The organism is Cellulophaga omnivescoria (genome assembly GCF_001999725.1).
GTDB classification, from domain to species: Bacteria; Bacteroidota; Bacteroidia; order Flavobacteriales; family Flavobacteriaceae; genus Cellulophaga; species Cellulophaga omnivescoria.
Genome location: NZ_MDDP01000048.1, coordinates 60,135 through 81,321 on the forward strand (window position 1 = coordinate 60,135; position 21,187 = coordinate 81,321).

18 protein-coding genes are annotated in these 21,187 nt (G+C 32.8%); 9 read left to right on the forward strand and 9 right to left on the reverse strand.

Annotation, left to right across the window (positions count from 1 at the left end; all coding sequences use genetic code 11):
• Window positions 1-70 precede the first annotated feature (70 nt).
• The 3 genes from BFJ87_RS14530 (at window position 71) to BFJ87_RS14540 (ending at window position 2,690) form a co-directional block, all read left to right on the forward strand.
• Window positions 71-343, forward strand: coding sequence for a hypothetical protein (locus tag BFJ87_RS14530; RefSeq protein WP_077406187.1), 273 nt, complete (start codon window positions 71-73; stop codon window positions 341-343).
• A gap of 4 nt (window positions 344-347) precedes the next feature.
• Window positions 348-986, forward strand: coding sequence for a hypothetical protein (locus BFJ87_RS14535; protein ID WP_077406190.1), 639 nt, complete (start codon window positions 348-350; stop codon window positions 984-986).
• A gap of 84 nt (window positions 987-1,070) precedes the next feature.
• Window positions 1,071-2,690: an amidohydrolase gene (locus BFJ87_RS14540; protein ID WP_077406193.1), complete on the forward strand. Its 1,620-nt coding sequence runs from the start codon at window positions 1,071-1,073 to the stop codon at window positions 2,688-2,690.
• A gap of 79 nt (window positions 2,691-2,769) precedes the next feature.
• Here the strand turns inward: BFJ87_RS14540 and BFJ87_RS14545 are convergent, their stop codons facing one another.
• Window positions 2,770-3,303, reverse strand: a complete 534-nt coding sequence (locus tag BFJ87_RS14545; RefSeq protein WP_077406197.1) for a DUF2911 domain-containing protein — start codon at window positions 3,301-3,303, stop codon at window positions 2,770-2,772.
• 243 nt (window positions 3,304-3,546) lie between these two features.
• Between BFJ87_RS14545 and asnB the strand changes: the two genes are divergently transcribed.
• The 3 genes from asnB to BFJ87_RS14560 all read left to right on the forward strand — a co-directional run bounded on the left by asnB (window position 3,547) and on the right by BFJ87_RS14560 (window position 8,559).
• The gene (gene asnB / locus BFJ87_RS14550) at window positions 3,547-5,220 is read left to right on the forward strand and encodes an asparagine synthase B (protein ID WP_077406200.1); all 1,674 of its coding nucleotides are present in this window, start codon (window positions 3,547-3,549) and stop codon (window positions 5,218-5,220) included.
• Between the two features lie 322 nt (window positions 5,221-5,542).
• Window positions 5,543-7,483, forward strand: coding sequence for a DNA topoisomerase (ATP-hydrolyzing) subunit B (gyrB, locus tag BFJ87_RS14555; protein ID WP_077406203.1), 1,941 nt, complete (start codon window positions 5,543-5,545; stop codon window positions 7,481-7,483).
• A gap of 74 nt (window positions 7,484-7,557) precedes the next feature.
• Window positions 7,558-8,559, forward strand: a complete 1,002-nt coding sequence (locus tag BFJ87_RS14560; RefSeq protein ID WP_077406206.1) for a DUF6588 family protein — start codon at window positions 7,558-7,560, stop codon at window positions 8,557-8,559.
• Between the two features lie 82 nt (window positions 8,560-8,641).
• Here the strand turns inward: BFJ87_RS14560 and BFJ87_RS14565 are convergent, their stop codons facing one another.
• Window positions 8,642-9,046, reverse strand: coding sequence for a hypothetical protein (locus tag BFJ87_RS14565; RefSeq protein WP_077406209.1), 405 nt, complete (start codon window positions 9,044-9,046; stop codon window positions 8,642-8,644).
• Window positions 9,047-9,300: 254 nt separating this feature from the next.
• Here BFJ87_RS14565 and BFJ87_RS14570 point away from each other — a divergent pair, with 254 nt between their 5' ends.
• On the forward strand, window positions 9,301-10,227 hold the full coding sequence (locus BFJ87_RS14570) for a malate dehydrogenase (protein ID WP_013621857.1): 927 nt from the start codon (window positions 9,301-9,303) through the stop codon (window positions 10,225-10,227).
• A gap of 145 nt (window positions 10,228-10,372) precedes the next feature.
• Entirely contained in the window at window positions 10,373-13,372 is a 3,000-nt protein-coding gene (gene secDF, locus BFJ87_RS14575; protein WP_077406212.1) for a protein translocase subunit SecDF, read from the forward strand.
• Window positions 13,373-13,426: 54 nt separating this feature from the next.
• On the opposite strand, the gene BFJ87_RS14580 is transcribed toward secDF, so the two are convergent.
• The 7 genes from BFJ87_RS14580 to folE all read right to left on the reverse strand — a co-directional run bounded on the left by BFJ87_RS14580 (window position 13,427) and on the right by folE (window position 19,167).
• Window positions 13,427-14,665, reverse strand: a complete 1,239-nt coding sequence (locus BFJ87_RS14580) for an ATP-binding cassette domain-containing protein (protein ID WP_077406215.1) — start codon at window positions 14,663-14,665, stop codon at window positions 13,427-13,429.
• Between the two features lie 10 nt (window positions 14,666-14,675).
• Window positions 14,676-15,194 carry a GNAT family N-acetyltransferase gene (locus BFJ87_RS14585; protein WP_077406218.1) on the reverse strand — a complete coding sequence of 173 codons (519 nt, stop codon included), beginning with the start codon at window positions 15,192-15,194 and terminating at the stop codon, window positions 14,676-14,678.
• Between the two features lie 5 nt (window positions 15,195-15,199).
• Window positions 15,200-15,691: a DUF192 domain-containing protein gene (locus BFJ87_RS14590; protein WP_077406221.1), complete on the reverse strand. Its 492-nt coding sequence runs from the start codon at window positions 15,689-15,691 to the stop codon at window positions 15,200-15,202.
• A gap of 1 nt (window position 15,692) precedes the next feature.
• Window positions 15,693-16,649 carry a prolipoprotein diacylglyceryl transferase gene (gene lgt, locus BFJ87_RS14595; protein WP_077406224.1) on the reverse strand — a complete coding sequence of 319 codons (957 nt, stop codon included), beginning with the start codon at window positions 16,647-16,649 and terminating at the stop codon, window positions 15,693-15,695.
• Window positions 16,650-16,750: 101 nt separating this feature from the next.
• Window positions 16,751-16,975 (reverse strand): membrane protein insertion efficiency factor YidD, encoded by a 225-nt coding sequence (gene yidD, locus BFJ87_RS14600; protein ID WP_077406227.1) that lies wholly within the window; start codon window positions 16,973-16,975, stop codon window positions 16,751-16,753.
• A gap of 11 nt (window positions 16,976-16,986) precedes the next feature.
• Window positions 16,987-18,471: a cysteine--tRNA ligase gene (gene cysS, locus BFJ87_RS14605; RefSeq protein ID WP_077406230.1), complete on the reverse strand. Its 1,485-nt coding sequence runs from the start codon at window positions 18,469-18,471 to the stop codon at window positions 16,987-16,989.
• A 15-nt stretch (window positions 18,472-18,486) separates the two neighbouring features.
• The gene (folE, locus tag BFJ87_RS14610) at window positions 18,487-19,167 is read right to left on the reverse strand and encodes a GTP cyclohydrolase I FolE (protein ID WP_077406233.1); all 681 of its coding nucleotides are present in this window, start codon (window positions 19,165-19,167) and stop codon (window positions 18,487-18,489) included.
• A 137-nt stretch (window positions 19,168-19,304) separates the two neighbouring features.
• Here folE and BFJ87_RS14615 point away from each other — a divergent pair, with 137 nt between their 5' ends.
• Window positions 19,305-21,104 carry a T9SS type B sorting domain-containing protein gene (locus BFJ87_RS14615; RefSeq protein WP_077406236.1) on the forward strand — a complete coding sequence of 600 codons (1,800 nt, stop codon included), beginning with the start codon at window positions 19,305-19,307 and terminating at the stop codon, window positions 21,102-21,104.
• Window positions 21,105-21,187 lie beyond the last annotated feature (83 nt).

The window sequence follows — 21,187 nt, forward strand, 5'->3', positions numbered from 1 at the left end:
TTAAACGTTATAAAGTTTCACTATATGTAAATGATTTGTAAGTAATTAATGAACCATTTAAAACTTTATAATGAATTTGTCAGAACAATTAATACTTTGTAAGAAATGTGAAAATAGAAAGTTTGATCCTAATACCGGAATAAATTGTTCCTTAACAGGTAAAAAACCAAATTTTGAAGACACTTGTAGCACTTTTGTTTTAGATGCTAAAGAAGCAGAGAAAATAGCGGCAAAGGGTCAGGCATCTGCTTATGTTAAAGAAGATTCTAAACAAAATATGTGGTGGGTTTTAGGTGTAGTTCTAATAGTTATAAAAATTATATGGAGATTTAGTAGAGATTAGTTAGATGTTGTATCGTAATCAAAACAAAGCATTAAACTGGAAACTAATAGACGCTCTATTTGAAAAGCAAATAGAGCAGTCCTTAAATATTCAATCTGGTTACAATCAAATTAAAAAAGTTTTATTGCGTCGTAATTTTCCAATTTTAAATATAGATGAACAGAAACTATATTTAGAGTTTAAAGATTGGTTGGTTGAGGTTTTAAAAAGAGAACCTATACCTAAAGACATTAAATCAATCTATTTTGGACTTGCTAATTTGTCATTTCCGGAATTTGATGATGGTAAAATTAAAACTACTGTCTATATAGCAGGTTCTAAAAATAAACCAGATGAAGATTTAGATTGGAACTCTGCCCTAGAATATCTACCCAAAAGACGCTACTTGTTACTAAACAATTTTGAAGAATTAGATGTGTTTGTAGAAAAACACAAACTAAGTACAAAATATAAAGTTTTAGTGTGTAACGGCCTATTAAATTTACTTGTGCTAAAAGTTATGCAAGACTTAAAAGATGATTTGCTTACATACAAAATACGGAAATACTTGTTTGCGGAGTCAATTTTAACAAGAGATGAACTTTATTTTGGCGCAGGGTATGATTCTGGTACTACATATATTCTTGGAATGTTGAGTAAATAATTATAGGCTTTATATTATTCATTTTTTATCAGTTTATTTTTAAATCTTTTTATTTCATTATTTTTGAAGAAACTCAAAAGACTAATGAAAAAACTAACATTTGTTTTACTGCTGGCAATTGCAGCGTGTAATCCTAAAAAAGAAAAGGTAGACTTTATAGTTACTAACGCTAATGTCTACACTGTAGATTCTACTTTTGCAAAAGCACAGGCTTTTGCAGTAAAAGATAATTTATTTGTTGCCGTTGGTACAGAGCAAGAAATTTCAGAAAAATATGCGTCAGATAAAACAATAGACGCGGGCGGTAAAACAATTACTCCTGGTTTAATAGATGCGCACTGTCATTTTTTTGGTTTAGGAATGAATCAGCAAGTGGTAGATTTGGTAGATACTAAAAGTTTTGATGAGGTAGTAGAGCGTGTTTCTGCTTTCCAGAAAACAAATACAAAAACATTTATAGCTGGTAGAGGTTGGGATCAGAACGATTGGGAAATAAAAGAATTTCCAACAAAAGAAGCATTAGATTCACTTTTTCCTTCAATTCCTGTAGTTTTAGAACGTGTAGATGGACACGCATATCTTGTAAATCAATATGCATTAGATTTAGCTAATATTACTTCAGAAACAAAAGTAAATGGTGGTGAAATTGTAAAGGTTAATGGTAAACTTACAGGTGTTTTGGTAGATAATCCTATGGCAATGGTAGATGCCGTTTTGCCTAAACCAAGTGTAGCTACACAGGTACAAGCATTAAAAGATGCAGAAAAAATTTGTTTAGATTATGGTTTAACAACGGTTAATGATGCAGGTTTAAATAAACAAACTATAGAAATTATTGATAGCTTACAGCAAAACGGAGAATTAGATATTCGTGTTTATGCTATGATAAGCGCAAACAAAGAAAACTTAGATTACTATTTAAGTAAAGGAGTAGTAAAAACAGATGGTTTAAATGTGCGCTCTGTAAAAGTATACGGAGATGGGGCTTTAGGCTCTAGAGGTGCAGCTTTAAAAGAAGAGTATTCAGACAAACACAATCATTTTGGAGCAATGGTTACTCCTGTAGACCAAATAAATAGCCTTGCAAAAAGAATAGCAAAAACGAAATACCAGATGAATACGCACGCCATAGGAGATTCTGCTAATGTAGCAGTATTACGCGCATACAAATCTGCCTTAAAAAATACAAAAGACAGACGCTGGAAAGTAGAGCATGCACAAGTTATTGCACCACAAGATTTTGACTATTTTAAATTAGGTATTATCCCATCTGTACAACCAACCCACGCAACTAGTGATATGTATTGGGCAGAAGAAAGACTAGGTGAGGAGCGTGTTAAGGGAGCTTATGCATTTAAAAAATTATTAGATATAGCAGGTGTTGTTGCATTGGGTACAGATTTTCCGGTAGAACGTGTTAGTCCGTTTTTAACTTTTTATGCTGCTGTTGCCAGAAAAGATACTAAAAATTACCCTGAAGGTGGTTTTCAAATGGAAAATGCTTTATCAAGAGAAGAAACATTAAAAGGAATGACAATTTGGGCAGCTTATTCTAATTTTGAAGAAAATGAAAAAGGTAGTATTGAGCCGGGTAAAAAAGCAGATTTTGTAGTGTTAAGTGATAATATTATGGAGGTTGAAGCCTCTAAAATACCAACAATAACAGCAGAACAAGTTTTTATAGGCGGTAAGCAAGTAAAGTAATTATAGCTAAAGTTTGCGAAAAAAAATAAACCCGAAACTAGTTTTAGTTTCGGGTTTTGTATTTTAATAATTTAATATTTTACATACTAACTGCATAAGGAACAGAAACTAAAGTAGTTCCCCAACCCATTACCATATCAGTATCTGTAAACGTAATAGAAAAAGCTTCTAAAGACTCTTTGTTTTTAGATACTTTGCCAGTTACTCTAACAGCATCTGCATCTTCTTCATAAGAATAAGCTCCCCATTGGTTTAAGTTCTGGTTTAAAATTATAGTCCATTGCTTATCTCCAGGAATAGAAAATAAAGAGTACGTACCTGCTTTTACTGTTTTACCGCCAAATTTAGTATCTGTGTAAAAAGTAATTTCTGCCGCCTCATTAGCACCAGTTCTCCATACTTTTCCTGCAGGAGCCAAATCTTTAACTAATCTTCCTTTTAATTGTGGTCTACTGTAAACTACGCGAATGTTCTTTTTAGAAATTTTGTAGCTAGATGGCTGTGAAGCAATGTCTGCTGGACTTTTATCTAATCCAGGGAATTTTTGAGCAGTAGCATTTGTAGTAAATACCATAGTTAATACAAGTGCTGATAAAGCAAATAATCTTTTCATAAATGTTTGTTTTTTGTGTTTTTCAAATTTAGCGACATTTTCGCAGTAATGAATTATATGGTCGCTAAAATTATGCCAACTTACAAAATGATTGTTTTTTTTGTAAAAATAGTTCTGCTAAATATCAAATATGATGTATTTTTTTAAATAAAGTTACAATTTAAAGCCATTTAGACATATTATGTTTTTAAATTGAAACCTTTAGTTCATCTTTGTAATCAAATTGATATAAAGAATAAAAATATGTGTGGAATAGTTTGTGCATTTGATGTAAAAGAGAGCACTGAGGTGTTAAGGCCGCAGTTGTTAGATATGTCTAAAAAAATTAGACACAGAGGTCCGGACTGGAGTGGTATATATGCAGATGATAAAGCCATTTTAGCACATGAGCGTTTGGCAATTGTAGATCCTGCTTCTGGTAAGCAACCTTTGTTTAGTAAAGATGGTAAGTTGGTTTTAGCTGCTAACGGAGAAATATATAATCACCAAGAATTAAGAGCACAGTTTAAGGGTTCTTATGATTTTCAAACCGAATCTGATTGTGAGGTAATTTTGGCTTTGTACAAAGAAAAAGGAACCTCATTTTTAGATGAGTTAAATGGTATTTTTGGCTTTGCTATTTATGATGTAGATAAGGATGAGTATTTTGTGGCTCGTGACCATATGGGTATTATACCATTATATATGGGATGGGATGCTAACGGTACATTTTATGTGGCATCAGAATTAAAAGCTTTAGAAGGTACTTGTACAAAAATAGAACTGTTCCCCCCAGGTCATTATTTACATAGTAAAGATGGCCAATTAAAAAAATGGTATTCTCGTGATTGGATGGAGTACGATGCTGTTAAAGAAAACGAAACCAGTATAAAAGAAATTAAAGAGGCATTAGAAGCTGCCGTACACAGACAATTAATGTCAGACGTTCCTTATGGTGTGCTTTTATCTGGAGGGTTAGACTCTTCTGTAACATCAGCAATAGCAAAAAAATATTCTCAAAAACGTATAGAGTCTGGTGATACAAAAGATGCTTGGTGGCCACAATTGCACTCGTTTTCTGTAGGTTTGGAAGGTTCTCCAGATTTGGCAGCTGCTCAAAAAGTAGCAGATCATATAGGTACAGTACATCATGAAATTAAATTTACTATACAAGAAGGGTTAGACGCTATTAGAGATGTAGTGTACAATCTAGAAACTTATGATATTACAACTATTAGAGCATCAACTCCAATGTATTTAATGGCACGTGTTATTAAATCTATGGGTATAAAAATGGTTTTATCTGGTGAAGGCGCAGATGAATTGTTTGGCGGGTATTTGTATTTTCATAAAGCACCTAGTCCACAAGAGTTTCATGAAGAAACAGTTCGCAAATTAGATAAGTTGCATATGTATGATTGTCTAAGGGCTAATAAAAGCTTAGCAGCTTGGGGTATAGAAGGTAGAGTTCCATTTTTAGATAAAGAATTTATGGACGTGGCCATGCGCATTAATCCAAAAGATAAAATGATTAATGGAGAACGTATGGAAAAATGGGTTGTTCGTAAAGCTTTTGAAGATATGTTGCCCGAAAGTGTAGCATGGAGACAAAAAGAACAGTTTTCTGACGGCGTAGGATATAGTTGGATTGATACTTTAAAAGAGGTAGTTGCAACAGAAGTAACAGATGAACAACTGGCAAATGCAAAATATAGATTTCCATTGCAAACCCCAACATCTAAAGAAGAGTTTTATTATAGAGCAATTTTTGAAGAGCACTTCCCTAGTGATGCCGCAGCATTATGCGTGCCGCAAGAGCCATCTGTGGCTTGTAGTACTAAAATAGCGTTAGAATGGGATGAAGCATTTAAAAATATGAACGATCCATCTGGTAGAGCCGTAGCAAAAGTACATACAGATGCTTATGTAAAACAATAAACTTATATTTAGAATTATCGCCTGTTCTAAGGTTTTAATTATAATTAGTCTTTTAGGAGCACCAATATAACGGTGCTCCTTTTTGTTTATAGCCTTTTTAAGCGTACTTTGTTGGTTCGCCTCTTTTTTTTAAAAGCTAGTTTTATCCTAAATAGCATCTAAAAGTTAATTTAAGCGCTTTTAAGAAGCTTTTTCCGTTGTAAAGAAAATGTTGATAACTATTTTAAAACAGTCTTAAAACTGTTTAAAATTAAGAAATCAATAATTTATATTTGTTAGGTTATATTTTTATGATGAAATTAAGCACAATAATTTATATATAATGAGCGAAGAAGCAAACAAGAATAATTATTCAGCTGACAGTATTCAGGCCCTAGAGGGTATGGAGCACGTACGTATGCGTCCTTCTATGTATATTGGGGATGTTGGTGTAAGAGGTTTACACCACTTAGTATATGAGGTAGTAGATAACTCTATTGATGAGGCAATGGGGGGCCATTGTGATAATATAAGTGTAGTTATAAATGAAGACGGCTCTATTACAACCAAAGATAATGGTAGAGGTATACCAGTAGGACTGCATAAAAAAGAAGGCGTATCTGCATTACAGGTAGTAATGACTAAGATTGGTGCTGGTGGTAAGTTTGATAAAGATTCATACAAAGTATCTGGTGGTTTACACGGTGTAGGTGTATCTTGTGTAAACGCATTATCTAATAATTTAAAAGCTACTGTTTACAGAGAAGGTAAAATATGGGAGCAAGAGTATGAAAGAGGTAAGGCTTTATATCCGGTAAAAAGTATTGGAGAAACAGAGGAAACAGGTACTATAGTTACTTTTTACCCAGATGATACTATATTTACACAAACTACAGAGTATAATTATGAAACGCTTTCTAACAGAATGCGAGAGTTGGCTTACCTTAATAAGGGAGTTACAATTAGCATTACAGATAAGAGAGTTAAAGATGAAAAGGGAGAGTTTTTATCTGAAGTTTTTTACTCTGAAGAAGGACTAAAAGAATTTATTAAGTTTTTAGACGGTAACAGAGAACAACTAATACGTGATGTTGTTTCAATGGAAGGTGAAAAAAACGGAATTCCTGTTGAGGTTGCAATGGTGTACAATACATCATATTCAGAAAATCTTCATTCTTACGTAAATAATATTAATACACATGAAGGTGGTACACACCTTTCAGGTTTTAGAAGAGGTTTAACATCAACCTTAAAAAAGTATGCAGATGCATCTGGAATGTTAGACAAATTAAAGTTTGAGATTCAGGGAGATGATTTTAGAGAAGGTTTAACGGCTATTGTGTCTGTTAAAGTTGCAGAACCTCAGTTTGAAGGGCAAACAAAAACTAAATTAGGTAACAGAGAAGTTTCTTCTGCAGTGAGCCAAGCTGTATCAGAAATGCTTACCAACTATTTAGAAGAAAACCCAGATGATGCTAAGGTAATTGTACAAAAAGTCATTTTGGCAGCGCAAGCACGTCATGCGGCTACAAAAGCCCGTGAAATGGTACAGCGTAAAACGGTAATGAGTATAGGTGGTTTACCAGGGAAATTATCAGACTGTTCTGAGCAAGATGCTACAAAATGCGAAGTATTCCTTGTAGAGGGAGATTCGGCGGGTGGTACTGCTAAACAAGGTAGGGACAGAAACTTTCAGGCAATATTACCGCTTCGTGGTAAAATCTTAAATGTTGAAAAAGCAATGCAACATAAGGTTTTTGAAAACGAAGAAATAAAAAATATTTACACAGCTTTAGGTGTTACTATTGGTACAGAGGAAGATAGTAAAGCCTTAAACTTAGAAAAATTAAGATACCATAAAGTAGTTATTATGTGTGATGCCGATGTAGATGGTAGCCACATTGAAACTTTAATCCTTACATTCTTCTTCCGTTTTATGAGGGAGTTAATAGAAGGCGGTCACGTTTATATAGCAACCCCACCTTTATACTTGGTTAAAAAGGGAACAAAAAAACGTTATGCTTGGAATGATAAAGAACGAGATGAGATAGCAGAAAGCTTTAATGGTAGTGTTGGTATACAAAGATATAAGGGTCTTGGAGAGATGAATGCAGAACAATTATGGGATACAACAATGAATCCTGACTTTAGAACGCTTCGCCAAGTAACTATTGATAACGCCACAGAGTCAGATAGAATATTCTCTATGTTAATGGGTGATGAAGTACCACCTAGAAGAGAATTTATAGAGAAAAATGCTGTTTATGCTAACATTGATGCATAATAATGTATGTTTACACAACAAAAACTCGCACCTACAGTGCGAGTTTTTTAGTTTTATAAAAAAAATGTAATTCTATGAGAAAGTTTAGTTTGGTTATTTTCTTGGCATTAAGTGTGTACGCTTCTGCCCAATCTAGTGCAAATGAAGTTTTTGCTGCTGGTGTAAACGATGCAAATAAATTTATAAACAACTATATGTCTCCTGTGTCTGAAGGTATGCTATATAGTATTTCTGGAGGGTGGTACAATACAGCAGATGCAAAACCTTTAGGTGGTTTTGAAATTTCTTTAATAGGGAATATGGCGCAATCTCCAGACGATAAAAAATCTTTTATTTTAAATACTGAAGATTATGAAAACCTGCAATTTGTAGACGGTAGTATCTCTAAGGAAGTATCTACAGGTTTAGGAGATTTAGAAGGTATTAATGTTTTTGTAGAGGATGAAAACGGTTTGTTTAGAGAGGAATTTGAGCTTCCTACTGGTTTAGCATCAGAAAACATAAACTTTGTGCCGTCAGCTTTTTTACAAGTTAGTGTTGGTTTAATAAAAGGAACAGAAATTAAAGCTCGTTTTCTGCCAAAAATAGATGCGGATGATGTGGAAGTAGGTATGTTTGGAGTAGGTTTACAACATGATTTTACCAAGCTACTTCCTGCAGATAAAATTTTGCCTGTAGCTATATCTGGTGTTATTGGTTATACGCACTTAACAGGTGTTTATGATTTTACAGACCAAGATGTTATTGCTGGTGAAAACCAACGTTTGGATATGAAAATGAATACTTGGGTTTTTCAGGCTGTAGTGTCTACTAAATTACCAGTAATTAATTTTTATGGTGGTTTAGGTTACTTAACAGGTAAATCTACTGTAGATGTATTGGGTACTTATAGAGTTCAATCTGGGCCATTTATAGGAGATACCTACACAGATCCTTTCTCTATAAATACAGAAACTAGTGGTGTTACTGGTAACATAGGAGCTAAACTTAAATTAGGTTTTTTTAGATTACATGCAGATTATTCTTTAGCTAAATACAATAACTTATCTGTTGGTGTTAATTTTGGTTTTAGATAATATTTAAATTATAAAACATAAAATATAAAAAAAGCCCTAGAAATTTATTTCTAGGGCTTTTGTTGTGGTGCTCCTTTCTTTACTATTGTTCCCTAATAGCTAAAGTTTCACCGTTTGTTTCTTCTAATATAACTGCAGAAGATGTGTTTTCAGAAGCTTTTTCTGTATTGTTATTAATTTCTGTTGTTTTAATTTTTACTTGGTCACTAGGCATTTCTGTGCCTGGGTAGGTAATAGTATAGGTGTCACCTTCTATTTTCCATCTAAAATCTGTTAAAAAAGCAACGTTGTCATTAGTGTAACTGTGGTAACGTCCTTTATACGCATCGTTAAAAATCCATTCTTCTTTAGCATCTATACCAGATTCTAAAGTGGTAGTTTTGGCCCATAGACCAATAATAGGATCATTGTTTTCTGGAATTTCAGAGCAACAGTAAACAGTAAAGCATACAATAGCTGCTATGAAAAAAAGTAGGGGTTTTTTCATAAGTAGGTTTTTAATTAATTTGGGTATTGTATACAACGCTCAATTTTGTTGTGTATTTTATAAAAATCGATGTATAACACCTTTTTTTGTAGTTTTTCGTTTAAATACACCTTTCTTTAACATTATGTACTGTTTTAATCTCTATAAAGCTGTTTCATTTAATATTAAAGTTGGTTTAAGCTCTATTTTTTTGTTTAAATTCTTTATTTTTACAGTCAATAAACAAATCATTAAAAAATTAAATATATATACTTATGAAAGTAACGGTAGTAGGTGCAGGTGCAGTAGGCGCTAGTTGTGCAGAATACATTGCAATTAAAAATTTTGCATCGGAAGTTGTTGTGTTAGATATTAAAGAAGGTTTTGCAGAAGGTAAGGCTATGGATTTAATGCAAACAGCATCTTTAAACGGTTTTGATACTAAAATTGTTGGTTCTACTAATGATTACTCTAAAACTGCAGGTTCTGATATTGCTGTTATTACTTCAGGTATTCCTCGTAAACCAGGGATGACAAGAGAAGAATTAATAGGTATAAATGCAGGTATTGTTAAAACAGTATCAGAAAACTTAATAAAACATTCTCCTAATGTAATATTAATAGTTGTTAGTAATCCAATGGATACTATGACTTATTTAGTACATAAAACTACTGGCTTACCAAAGAACAGAATTATTGGTATGGGTGGCGCTTTAGATAGTGCACGTTTTAAATACAGATTAGCAGAGGCTTTAGAGGCTCCTATTTCTGATGTAGACGGTATGGTTATAGGTGGCCATAGTGATACTGGTATGGTGCCTTTAACAGCGCATGCGACTAGAAATAGTGTTAAAGTATCTGAATTTTTATCTGAAGAAAGATTAGAGCAAGTTGCGGCAGACACCAAAGTTGGTGGTGCTACATTAACTAAATTATTAGGAACAAGTGCTTGGTATGCTCCAGGCGCAGCAGTTTCTGGTTTAGTACAGGCTATTGCTTGTGATCAAAAGAAAATGTTTCCGTGTTCTACTTTATTAGAAGGTGAGTACGGTTTAAATGACCTTTGTATTGGTGTACCAGTAATTTTAGGTAAAGATGGTATAGAAAAAATAGTAGAAATTGAACTTAGTGATGCTGAAAAAGCAAAAATGCAAGAAAGTGCTGCAGGTGTTTCTAAAACAAACGGACTTTTAGAATTATAATATTTATAAGAAAAAGGGCTTAATAAGGGTGACAAATTTATTTGTTCACCCTTATTTTATATAATATTATAAATATATTGGCATTTCATATCTTAAATGATATATTTGCACGCTATATAAAATTACCAATAATAAACAAAAACTAATGTATAATAAAGGACTTATAAAGCTGTTTGCTTTTTTATTTGGGATCGTAAGTATCTATCAATTATCCTATACTTTTATAAGTAGTAAGATTGAAAATGAAGCAGCAACTTATGCAGCTAGCAAAATTTCTGAATCTGAAAAAGATTTTGCAAGCAAGAGAGAGGCATTGGAAATTAAATACTTAGACTCAATTGGAAGCGAATCCGTTTTTGGATTTACATCTTATAATGAAGCTAAGAAAAAAGAATTAAACAAAGGTCTTGACCTTAAAGGTGGTATTAATGTAACGCTGCAAATTAAGATAAAAGATATCTTATTAGGTTTAGCAAATAACACTAAAAACCCTGTTTTTCTTAAATCTTTAAAAGATGCTGATGAGGCATCTAAAAGTAGTGATAAAACATATGTAGACTTATTTTTTGATGCTTTTGATGCTAATAAGGGTGATACAAAGTTAGCTTCTCCTGATATTTTCTTTACAAAATCATTAAGTGAAGAAATAAAATCTTTGGATGCTTCAGATGAAGAAGTAAAATCTATAATCCGTAAAAAGATTGATGAGTCTGTAGAATCTGCTTTTGAAGTATTAAGAGAGCGTATAGATGGTTTTGGTGTAACACAACCAAATATACAAAGAGAAGGTACTTCTGGTCGTATTTTAGTAGAATTACCGGGTGCTAAAGATAAAGCAAGAGCGCAAGAATTGCTTTCTAGTACTGCGCAGTTAGAGTTTTGGGAAACATATCCTAAAAATGACCCTAACGTAATGCAATTTATAAATGCAGCAAATGAAAAGTTAAGATCTTTAGTAGATACAAAAACTGCTACGGCAGAAGACACAGAGTCTAAACCAGAGTCAGAAATAGATTCTTTATTATCTGATGTTACTCAGGATTCTTTAGATGTTGCTAATCAGGTGAACCCTTTAGGCGATTTAATTAAAGGAATTCCAAATAGTTTTGCTATTGCAGAATTTGCAATACAAGATACGGCTAAGGTTAATGAATACCTTAATATGCCAGAAATTAAAAGATTAATACCAAATGCTATACAACACGTTAAGTTTGTATGGGAGCGTCCTTCTAAGGGATCTGAGGTTGTTGGCCTTTTTGCTTTAAAAGGGAATAGAGATAATACTCCAAAAATGAGTGGTGATGTTGTTAGTGCAGCTCGTGCTCAGTTCGATCAGTTTAACAGGCCAGCTGTTGGTATGGATATGAACGTTAAAGGAGCTAAACAATGGCAAAAATTTACAAGTGAGGTTAACTTAAACCAAACTGGTATTGCTGTAGTTTTAGATAATAGAGTATACACTGCTCCTGGTTGTTCTGTAGTTGGTGGTATATCTGGAGGTAGTACAGAAATCTCTGGAGATTTTACTATAACAGAAACTAAAGATATTGCAAATGTACTTAGAGCAGGTAAATTGCCTGCAAGAGCAGATATTATTCAGTCAGAAGTTGTTGGGCCATCATTAGGACATGAGTCTATTAATAGTGGTTTAATGTCTTTCTTAATTGCAATGGCGTTAGTGCTGCTTTGGATGGTTTTTTACTACGGTAAAGCTGGTGTGGCTGCAGATATTGCATTGTTATTAAACATATTATTAATATTTGGAGTTCTTGTAAGTTTAGATGCCGTATTAACATTGCCAGGCATTGCTGGTATTGTTTTAACAATTGGTATGTCTGTAGATGCAAACGTTCTTATTTTTGAACGTATAAAAGAGGAGCTTGCAAAAGGAAAAGGTCAATCTTTAGCAATATCAGATGGTTTTGGTAATGCATTGTCTTCAATTTTAGATGCAAACATTACAACTGGTTTAACAGCAATCATTTTATTTATATTTGGTTCTGGACCAATAAAAGGTTTTGCAACTACATTATTAATAGGTATTGCAACGTCTTTATTTACTGCAATATTTGTTACAAGATTATTTATTGAAGGTTACACAGGTGGTAAAGGGAAAGTTTTAGATTTTTGCACAGGTCTAACAAGAAACCTATTTAAAAACTTAAGTATAAACTTTTTAAAGAAAAGAAAAATTGCTTACATTATTTCTGGTGGATTAATAGTTGTTGCATTATTTTCTTTATTAACTACAGGTTTGCAACAAGGTGTAGATTTTGTTGGAGGTAGAACTTACCAAGTACGTTTTGATCAGAGTGTTAATACCTCAGAAATTTCATCAAACTTAACAGAGGTTTTTGGTAGTGGTACTAACGTGAAAACTTTTGGAGAGGATAATCAAATAATGATTACTACATCATACAAAGTAGATTCAGAGGATATTGCTGTTGATGAAGAAATTCAGGAAAAATTATTTACATCATTACAGAGTTTATTGCCTAGTGGTTTAACAATTGAGGAGTTTAATAATGGAGGTACAGAAGATGTGTCTATAGGAATATTAAAATCTAAAAAAGTAGGACCAACTATTGCAGATGATATTAAAAAGAATGCTGTTTGGGCAATTTTAGGTTCGTTATTTGTAGTTTTCTTATATATTTTATTCCGTTTCCGTAAGTGGCAATTCTCTTTAGGTGCAGTAGTTGCAGTATTTCATGATGTACTACTTGTATTGGGTGTTTTTTCTTTATTAGGTAAAGTTATGCCTTTTAATATGGAAATAGATCAGGCATTTATTGCGGCAATATTAACAGTTATTGGTTACTCATTAAACGATACCGTTGTTGTTTTTGACCGTATTAGAGAAATAGTAAAAGAAAGAGGATGGAGTTCTGGAGATAATGTAGGTTTAGCATTAAACAGTACATTAAGTAGAACATTAAATACTTCTTTAACTACGTTAGTAGTTTTACTAGCTATCTTTATTTTTGGTGGTGAATCTTTAAGAGGATTTATGTTTGCTATGATAATTGGTGTTATTGTAGGTACATATTCATCTTTATTTATTGCAACACCAGTTATGTTTGATACATTAAAGAAAAGAATACAAGCAGGTAAAGAAGATGTTGTTGTAGAAGACAAAGAGTAATTCTTTAATCTGTAAAACATATAAAAAGCTGCTTACAATACGTAAGCAGCTTTTTTATTTTAGTCTTTTGGCGTAAGATCCGTTTGGTGTAATTTTTAATTCTAAAATAGATCTAGGCTCTAAATTTGGTTCTTGTCGGTGGGATACAAAAACAATTGCTGTTTGCTTATTGCTAGCTATTTGGTTAACTAAGTTTATAAACAATGTTGCACTCTCATCATCTAAACCAGCGGTTGGCTCATCTAAAATTAAAAGTAAAGGTTGTTTTACCATAGCTCTTAATAACATAGTTAACCTTTGTTGGCCAACAGTTACCTCATTAAATAATTTATTTTTTAAAGTAGATAGCTGTGCAATTTTCAACCATTTTTCTGCTTCGCTTTTTTGTGTTTCTGTAGGTTTAGTATAAAGGCCAATAGCATCTGTAAAACCACCAATAATCATATGTAGTAAGCTGTGGTTTCCTTTAAAACTATCTACTAATGACGGTGTAAAATAACCAATCTTCTTTTTTATATCCCAAATACTTTCTCCTGTTCCTTTTTTGTTGCCAAACAAGTATAATTCTTGTCCGTAGCCTTTGCTGTTTTCTCCGGTAATCATAGATAATAATGTAGTTTTACCACTGCCATTTTTGCCTATAAGTTGCCAGAAATCTCCTTTACATATACTCCAACTAATATTGTTTAGTATTTGTTTGTTGTTGTAAGCTACTGATACATTTTTAAACCTAATAAGTTCATTATCTTTATAATTAACTACGTTATTATTTTTAGGTATTGCAAGCGTTTTTAATGGTGTATTTTTTTGTCTTGAAGCTTTGTATGCTTGTAAGGAAGAGTAGGCGGTAAGCCTGTTTTTGTGTAGTTTATATATGTTGCTTTTTATAGGTAAAACATCTTCTTGTCTGCTAATAATTAAAATAAGGTTTACATTTTCAGAAATGTCAATTAGTAGTTTTTTTAGTATTGTTTGGTATGTAATGTCTAAATTATCATACAGGTTATTTAAAACAATATATTCTGGTTTTTGGGTAAGTATATAATTAAGTAAAGCTTTTTTTTGTTCGCCACTAGACATAGATTTTAGGCTTTGTTTAGTGTGTTTGGTAATTGTTTTTATATCGTGTATTTCTTCCTCTTTAATAAACTTATGTATTTCAGATTTAGAAAAAAACAGTACTTTTTTGTTGCTGAGGAAATCAAAATCAGCATTATTTTTTTTAGACAAGCTATCAATAAACAATTTAGTGTTAGATTGGTTGCTAGTAAATATGGTAATGTGATGTTGCATTTTACTGCTTTTATTTAAAAACTCTATAAATATGAACTGGGTTATTGCAATAACTTGTTGTTTTGCTTAACTGCATACCGTTGGCTATGGCAACTTTTTGTGACGGTATATTATCTATATGAATAATAGAGATTAATGAATCTGTAAAATTATGCTTAAAAGCATATTCTTTACATTTTACAGCAGCTTCTGTAGCATAACCTTTTCTCCAGTATTTTGGCAAAATAGAATATCCTATCTCTAACTCATCAATATCATCTACAGTTTGTACTAATAAACCGCATAAACCAATAAGCTTATTAGTTTTTTTGCAAATAAGCGCATTCATACCTCCAAGATTATATTGGTAGCGTTCAAAAGCTCTGTTAAATTGCTGCTTGCATGCAACAATGGGGTCTGTAGGTAAGCCGTCCCAAAACTCAGATGATCTAGGATCTTTATGAAAAGGAAGCCAATCGTTAAAGTCTTTGTGTTCTAATTTTCTAAATAATAACCTTTCAGTAGATTCGCCATTTAGAAGATATTTCATAATTGTTATAGTCTTGTGAAATCTATTTTATCGCCAACTTCTAACATGTATTTTTCAGATAAGCCTGCATTAATTTCTAAGACGTACATTACAGGTACTTTGCTAGATAAGCCTGTTTCGTCTAATGGTTTTGCATTTTCCTGAAAACTTGCTATGTGTAAATTTTCATCTATATAAATAATATCTAAAGCAATTTTAGTATTTTTCATATAAAATGAATGTATTCTAGAATCAGGAAAAATAAACAGCATTCCTTGGTTTTCCTTCATACTTGTTCTTTGCATTAAGCCAGTTTGTGTTTCGTAATCGGTTTCAGCAATTTCTATATCTAATAACAGTGCTTTGCTGTTGTCTGTGCTTTTAGTAATTGTTAGTATGCCTTCTTTTGTAAAAGCGGGTTCAGGAGTTTTTATAACTTCTGTTTTGTTTTCTTTACAACTTGTTAGTAAAGAAAAAATAGTAATTAATAATAAAGAATAATGCTTTAGTGTTTTCATTTTATGCTTTTTTAGGTCTAAATACAAAGTAAGCGCCTATTAGTATAAAAGGTATACTTAGCCATTGTCCTGTAGATAATGTGCCTAAAGACTCTTCAAAACCACCTTGACTTTTCTTTACAAACTCTACAAAGAAACGTATAGTCCACAATAGCATTAGAAATAAACCAAATAAAAAGCCTGCTTTGTCTTTTTTATCTGTTTTCCAGTAAAAGTATGATAAAATAACAAATACAAAAATATAGCAAACACCTTCATACAATTGTGCAGGGTGTCTAAAAGGTATACTTTCTAAAATTGAAGCAAATTTTGGATTGTTTTCAATAGCTTTGTACGCTGCAGTTACGGTTTTTTCTTTAGTTAGAGCTAATGCTCTTGAGGCAGGCATATCATCTGAATCTCGTATAAATTTTGTAGCAAAAACAAATGTTTTTTCTGTTATTTTACCATTAATCTCAGAATTAAAAAAGTTTCCTAGTCTTACAAAAAATGCACCAATTGAAACTGGTACAACTAACCTATCTAAAAGCCATAAAATTTTATAGTCTGGGTATTTTCTGCTGTATAAATACATCCCAATAATAACACCTAATGCTGCACCGTGGCTAGCAAGACCCGCAAATCCTGTGAACTCGTATCCTGTAATTATACCAAAAAGTCTTCCGCTAGGGTTTTCTCTTATTGGAAGTAAAATTTCTATTAAATGATTTTGGTAGTATGCCCAGTCATAAAAGAATACGTGACCTAAGCGTGCGCCTAGCATAGTTGCTATAACAGTATATAAAAATAAAGAATCTAGTTGCTCTATTGGTTTTTTCTCATTAGCAAAAATCTTTTTAATAATTACCCAACCTAAAGCAAAAGAGGTAATCCATAGTAAGTTATAGTACTTTATTTGTATTGGTCCAAGACTAAATAAAGTTTCATTAGGATTCCATAATATACTTAAAAAATGCATCTATTCTTCTTTTTGTGAATGGCTAAGATACATATTTTGGGCAAGGGGTTAAAAAAGAAAATGTGATTATAAGTTAATTTTATCTTATTCTTTTTTGAGGACTAGGGTACTGGGTCGTACCCGCTGCCGCCCCAAGGGTGACAGCTAAAAATACGTTTAGTTGCCAACAAACCGCCTTTAAATAAACCGTGTTTTTTTAACGCATCTACGGTGTATTGTGAGCACGTTGGTGAATATCTGCAACTAGCTGGAGTTAAAGGCGATATAGCAGTTTGATATATTTTTACTAATAGAAGAAATGGTGCTATCAGTATTTTTTTTATCATCTTAATTTATTTTAAGATACACTAAACGTAGTGCCATCTTTACCATCTTTTAATTGTATACCCATTGCTAATAATTGGTCGCGTATTTGATCTGATAAAGCAAAATCTTTATTGCTACGTGCATCATTACGTAATTGAATTAGCAAGTTTACTACTTCTTCTAGTTTTTCTGAATTGCCATTAGCGTCTTCATTAACACCAGTAAGTCCTAAAATATCAAAAGCAAAAGTGTTTAGTGTGTTCTCTAATAATTCTTTGTCTTCTTTAGTAATAGTTTCTTTGCCGCCTTTTATAAGGTTAACGTGTTTTACTGCTTCAAATAAATGTGCAATTAAAATTGGCGAGTTAAAATCGTCATTCATTGCATCATAACATTTCTGTTGCCAAGCAGCTACGTCAAATTCAGTTTTACTGCTAGTCTCTATTGCTTTTAAAGTTGTAATAGCCTCCATTAGTTTTAGGTATCCTTTTTCAGACGCCAACAAGGCATCATTGCTAAGGTCTAAAATGCTAGTGTAATGTGCTTGCATCATAAAAAACCGAACAGCAGATGGAGAAAAAGCTTTGCTTAAAATATTGTTATCTCCACTAAATATTTCGTTAGGGTAAATATTGTTGTCTGTAGATTTAGACATTTTTTTACCGTTAAGCGTAAGCATATTAGCGTGTAGCCAGTAATTTACAGGAGATGCGCCATTACTTGCTTGTGCTTGTGCAATTTCGCACTCATGATGCGGAAATTTTAAATCCATACCACCACCGTGTATATCAAAAGTTTCACCCAAATATTTGGTACTCATTGCAGTACACTCTAAGTGCCAACCAGGAAAACCATCTCCCCAAGGAGAAGGCCAACGCATAATATGTTCTGGTTCTGCTTTTTTCCAAAGAGCAAAATCTTGCGGATTTTTTTTATCACTTTGCGCTGCCAATTCTCTTGTATTGGCAATCATATCTTCTAGTTTTCTGCCGCTTAAAATTCCGTAGTTGTTTGTTTTGTTAAATTCAACAACATCAAAATATACAGAGCCATTAACCTCATAAGCAAATCCTTTTTCAATAATTTCTTTAATAATTTCTATTTGCTCTATAATGTGCCCGGTTGCAGTAGGTTCTATGCTAGGAGGTAAAAAATTAAATTTTTGTAATGTATTATGAAAATCTACGGTGTAGCGTTGCACTACCTCCATAGGTTCTATTTGCTCTAAGCGTGCTTTTTTTGCAATTTTATCTTCACCTTCATCAGCATCATCAACTAAATGTCCGGCATCTGTAATATTACGCACATAACGTACTTTATACCCTAAATGCTTAAAGTATCTAAAAATCATATCAAAAGACATAAACGTACGGCAGTTGCCTAAGTGTACATTACTGTATACTGTTGGTCCACACACATACATACCAATATGGCCCTCGTTTATAGGTTTAAACTCTTCTTTTTTTCCAGAAAGGGAATTATAAACTTTTATTGTCTGATTTTTATATAGTTGCATTATGGCTAAAAGGAATTAAAAATTGGTGTCTAGCTTTATATAGTCTAAAAATTCTTTACGTGTAGCTTGTTCTTTAAATTTGCCGCCATACTCTGCAGTAACTGTACTACTTTGTATGTCTCTAATACCTCTAGAGTTTACGCAAAGGTGTTTTGCATCTATAACGCAAGCTACGTCTTCTGTTCCTAAAACCTCTTGTAATTCTCTAACAATTTGTATGTTTAGTCTTTCTTGTACTTGTGGTCTTTTTGCGTAATAATCTACAATACGGTTCATTTTAGATAAACCTACAACTGTTCCTTTAGATATGTAGGCAACGTGTGCAATACCAACTATTGGTAATAAGTGATGTTCACAAGTAGAGTAAAGAGTAATGTTTTTTTCTACTAACATTTCTCCGTACTTGTATTTATTATCAAATGAAGAGGATTTTGGTTTACGTTCCGGATTTAATCCTCCAAAAATATCTTTAACAAACATTTTTGCAACACGCTTTGGAGTGTCATTTAAACTATCATCTGTTAAGTCCATACCTAGTGTAGTTAAAATATCTCTAACACTAGCTTGTATTTTTTCTATCTTTTGGTCATCATTAAGATCAAAAGCGTCTTCTCTTAAAGGGGTATCTTCAGCTGCAGATAAATGGTCGTTATCCATTTCTTCATCAAACCCTTCTATAGTGCTTTCTATTTTCATCAGCCTAAAATTTTTTAGAAATGCAAAGATATACATATTATAGCATTTAATGTTATAGTTTAAGGTGTTTGACAACATTAATTAGTGCTAAAGTTTGTTAAGGTTTAGTTTTACATATCTCAAACTTTTATCTATTTATGAAAAGGTTGTACGCAATAGCGTTTTTTTTCTTTACGTTAGGGTTACTGTCTGTTGGTGCGCAAGTGTCTGCAGATTGTAGCAATGCTATACCTATTTGTAATAATACACCAACTAATGGTGGTACAGACGGTTACGGAGTAGATGATTTTGGAGGTGCAGCAGAAACAGGTTGTTTAGAGCGTACTTTATCTGGAGCAATAGAGTCAAATTCTGCTTGGTATAGATTTAAAACTGGTGAAGCCGGACAATTAGGTTTTAATATTAGTTTTGATGCCGCAGAAGATTGGGATTTTGCCTTGTATAAGGCAAGTGACTGTAGTAGTTTAGGAGCCCCTGTGCGGTGTAATTTTTTTGATAACGGCGATGGAAATTCTTTTACAGGAGTAGGGGAAGACCCAACTGGAGCAACAAATGTACAATATGAAGATTGGTTAAATGTAGAGGCTGGTGAAGATTATTATTTATTAATTAATAATTTTAGTAACATTAACTCTGGTTTTTCAATTCAGTTTTCTGGACAAATATTTATAGACTATCCAAATACGGCATTAGATTGTTCTATTATTAGCAACTTATTGGGGCCGCCAATTGCTGCTTGTGATGGGGATACTGTTAGGTTAGATGCTACTACGCCAAATACAGCATCTTATACTTGGTATAGAGATGTTGGCTTGGGATATACAGAAATTGTAGGTGAAACTAATGCAACTTTAGATGTAGCTACAGATGCAATGTATAGGGTAGAGGTAGTTTCTAATGCGGCAGATGTTTTAATAAGTGATGTTCAGGTTGCTTTTTCTACAGCTCCAACTACAAACCCAATTACAGATATTACCCTTTGTGAAGAAAATTTACCTTTTAATTTAACCACAAAAAATGATGAGGCTCTAGGAACACAAGCGGCATCTGATTTTATTATTAGCTACCACGCAACCCCCGCAGATGCTGTTAATAATGCATCTAGCTTGCCAATGCAATATAGTCCTGCCGTAGGTGTAAATACTGTTTATGTTAGAACTACATCTGTAAAAAATCCAAACTGCTTTGATGTTTCTGAGGAATTTGACATTACAATTATAGAGACTCCCACTTCCACAATACAAACAGAAGTTTTTTTATGTGAAGGAGCAACTTCAGAAACAATAGGAGAAACCAATCCAGATCCCAATTATAATTACAATTGGCAAAGCGGTGAGTCAACACCTACTATTCAGGTATTTTCTGCTGGTAGTTATGTTTTAGACATTAGTTATGTTAATTTAGGAGTTACTTGTGTTAATACGGTTGTTGTACAAGTTGTTGTGGGGCAAACCCCAACCATATCTACTGTAATTATAGAAGATTTTAATGCAAATAATAAAGTGACTGTAGAAACTGATATTAAAGGAGATTTTGAATATCAGATTGATGATTCTCCTGTGCAAGGTAGTAATGTGTTTACAGACGTGTCTGCAGGTGCCCATACGGTTTCTATTATAGATAAAAATGGCTGTGGATTTGTTACAGAAGATATTGTTGTAGTTGGTTTTGATAATTATTTTACGCCCAATGGCGATGGTATTAATGATACTTGGCAAATAGTTGGTATGGAATCTTTACAGCAACCCGTAGTACATATTTTTGATAGATATGGTAAATTGTTAAAGGAGTTACGCGGAGCTGATTCATGGAATGGTACTTATGGCGGAAAGCTATTGCCAGAGTCTGATTATTGGTTTAAACTTAACTATACAAATACCGCAGGAGACAGGGTTACCGCAAAACACATAAGTAGTCATTTTACCTTAAAACGATAAATTTTAACTAGAAGTAAAATTGGTATTTCGTCGATTATGCAAAAAAATATTCGACGTAATGCAATAAATTTTATTATTTGCCG

Excerpts from the sequence above, each read along its gene's own strand:
- BFJ87_RS14585 (WP_077406218.1), bottom strand. The coding sequence starts at position 15,194 with ATGAAATATCTTCTAAATGGCGAATCTACTGAAAGGTTATTATTTAGA.
- BFJ87_RS14570 (WP_013621857.1), top strand. The coding sequence starts at position 9,301 with ATGAAAGTAACGGTAGTAGGTGCAGGTGCAGTAGGCGCTAGTTGTGCA.
- BFJ87_RS14535 (WP_077406190.1), top strand. The coding sequence starts at position 348 with ATGTTGTATCGTAATCAAAACAAAGCATTAAACTGGAAACTAATAGAC.
- BFJ87_RS14580 (WP_077406215.1), bottom strand. The coding sequence starts at position 14,665 with ATGCAACATCACATTACCATATTTACTAGCAACCAATCTAACACTAAA.
- BFJ87_RS14530 (WP_077406187.1), top strand. The coding sequence starts at position 71 with ATGAATTTGTCAGAACAATTAATACTTTGTAAGAAATGTGAAAATAGA.
- asnB (WP_077406200.1), top strand. The coding sequence starts at position 3,547 with ATGTGTGGAATAGTTTGTGCATTTGATGTAAAAGAGAGCACTGAGGTG.
- yidD (WP_077406227.1), bottom strand. The coding sequence starts at position 16,975 with ATGATAAAAAAAATACTGATAGCACCATTTCTTCTATTAGTAAAAATA.
- gyrB (WP_077406203.1), top strand. The coding sequence starts at position 5,543 with ATGAGCGAAGAAGCAAACAAGAATAATTATTCAGCTGACAGTATTCAG.
- cysS (WP_077406230.1), bottom strand. The coding sequence starts at position 18,471 with ATGCAACTATATAAAAATCAGACAATAAAAGTTTATAATTCCCTTTCT.
- lgt (WP_077406224.1), bottom strand. The coding sequence starts at position 16,649 with ATGCATTTTTTAAGTATATTATGGAATCCTAATGAAACTTTATTTAGT.
- BFJ87_RS14590 (WP_077406221.1), bottom strand. The coding sequence starts at position 15,691 with ATGAAAACACTAAAGCATTATTCTTTATTATTAATTACTATTTTTTCT.
- secDF (WP_077406212.1), top strand. The coding sequence starts at position 10,373 with ATGTATAATAAAGGACTTATAAAGCTGTTTGCTTTTTTATTTGGGATC.
- BFJ87_RS14565 (WP_077406209.1), bottom strand. The coding sequence starts at position 9,046 with ATGAAAAAACCCCTACTTTTTTTCATAGCAGCTATTGTATGCTTTACT.
- BFJ87_RS14540 (WP_077406193.1), top strand. The coding sequence starts at position 1,071 with ATGAAAAAACTAACATTTGTTTTACTGCTGGCAATTGCAGCGTGTAAT.
- BFJ87_RS14545 (WP_077406197.1), bottom strand. The coding sequence starts at position 3,303 with ATGAAAAGATTATTTGCTTTATCAGCACTTGTATTAACTATGGTATTT.
- BFJ87_RS14560 (WP_077406206.1), top strand. The coding sequence starts at position 7,558 with ATGAGAAAGTTTAGTTTGGTTATTTTCTTGGCATTAAGTGTGTACGCT.
- BFJ87_RS14615 (WP_077406236.1), top strand. The coding sequence starts at position 19,305 with ATGAAAAGGTTGTACGCAATAGCGTTTTTTTTCTTTACGTTAGGGTTA.
- folE (WP_077406233.1), bottom strand. The coding sequence starts at position 19,167 with ATGAAAATAGAAAGCACTATAGAAGGGTTTGATGAAGAAATGGATAAC.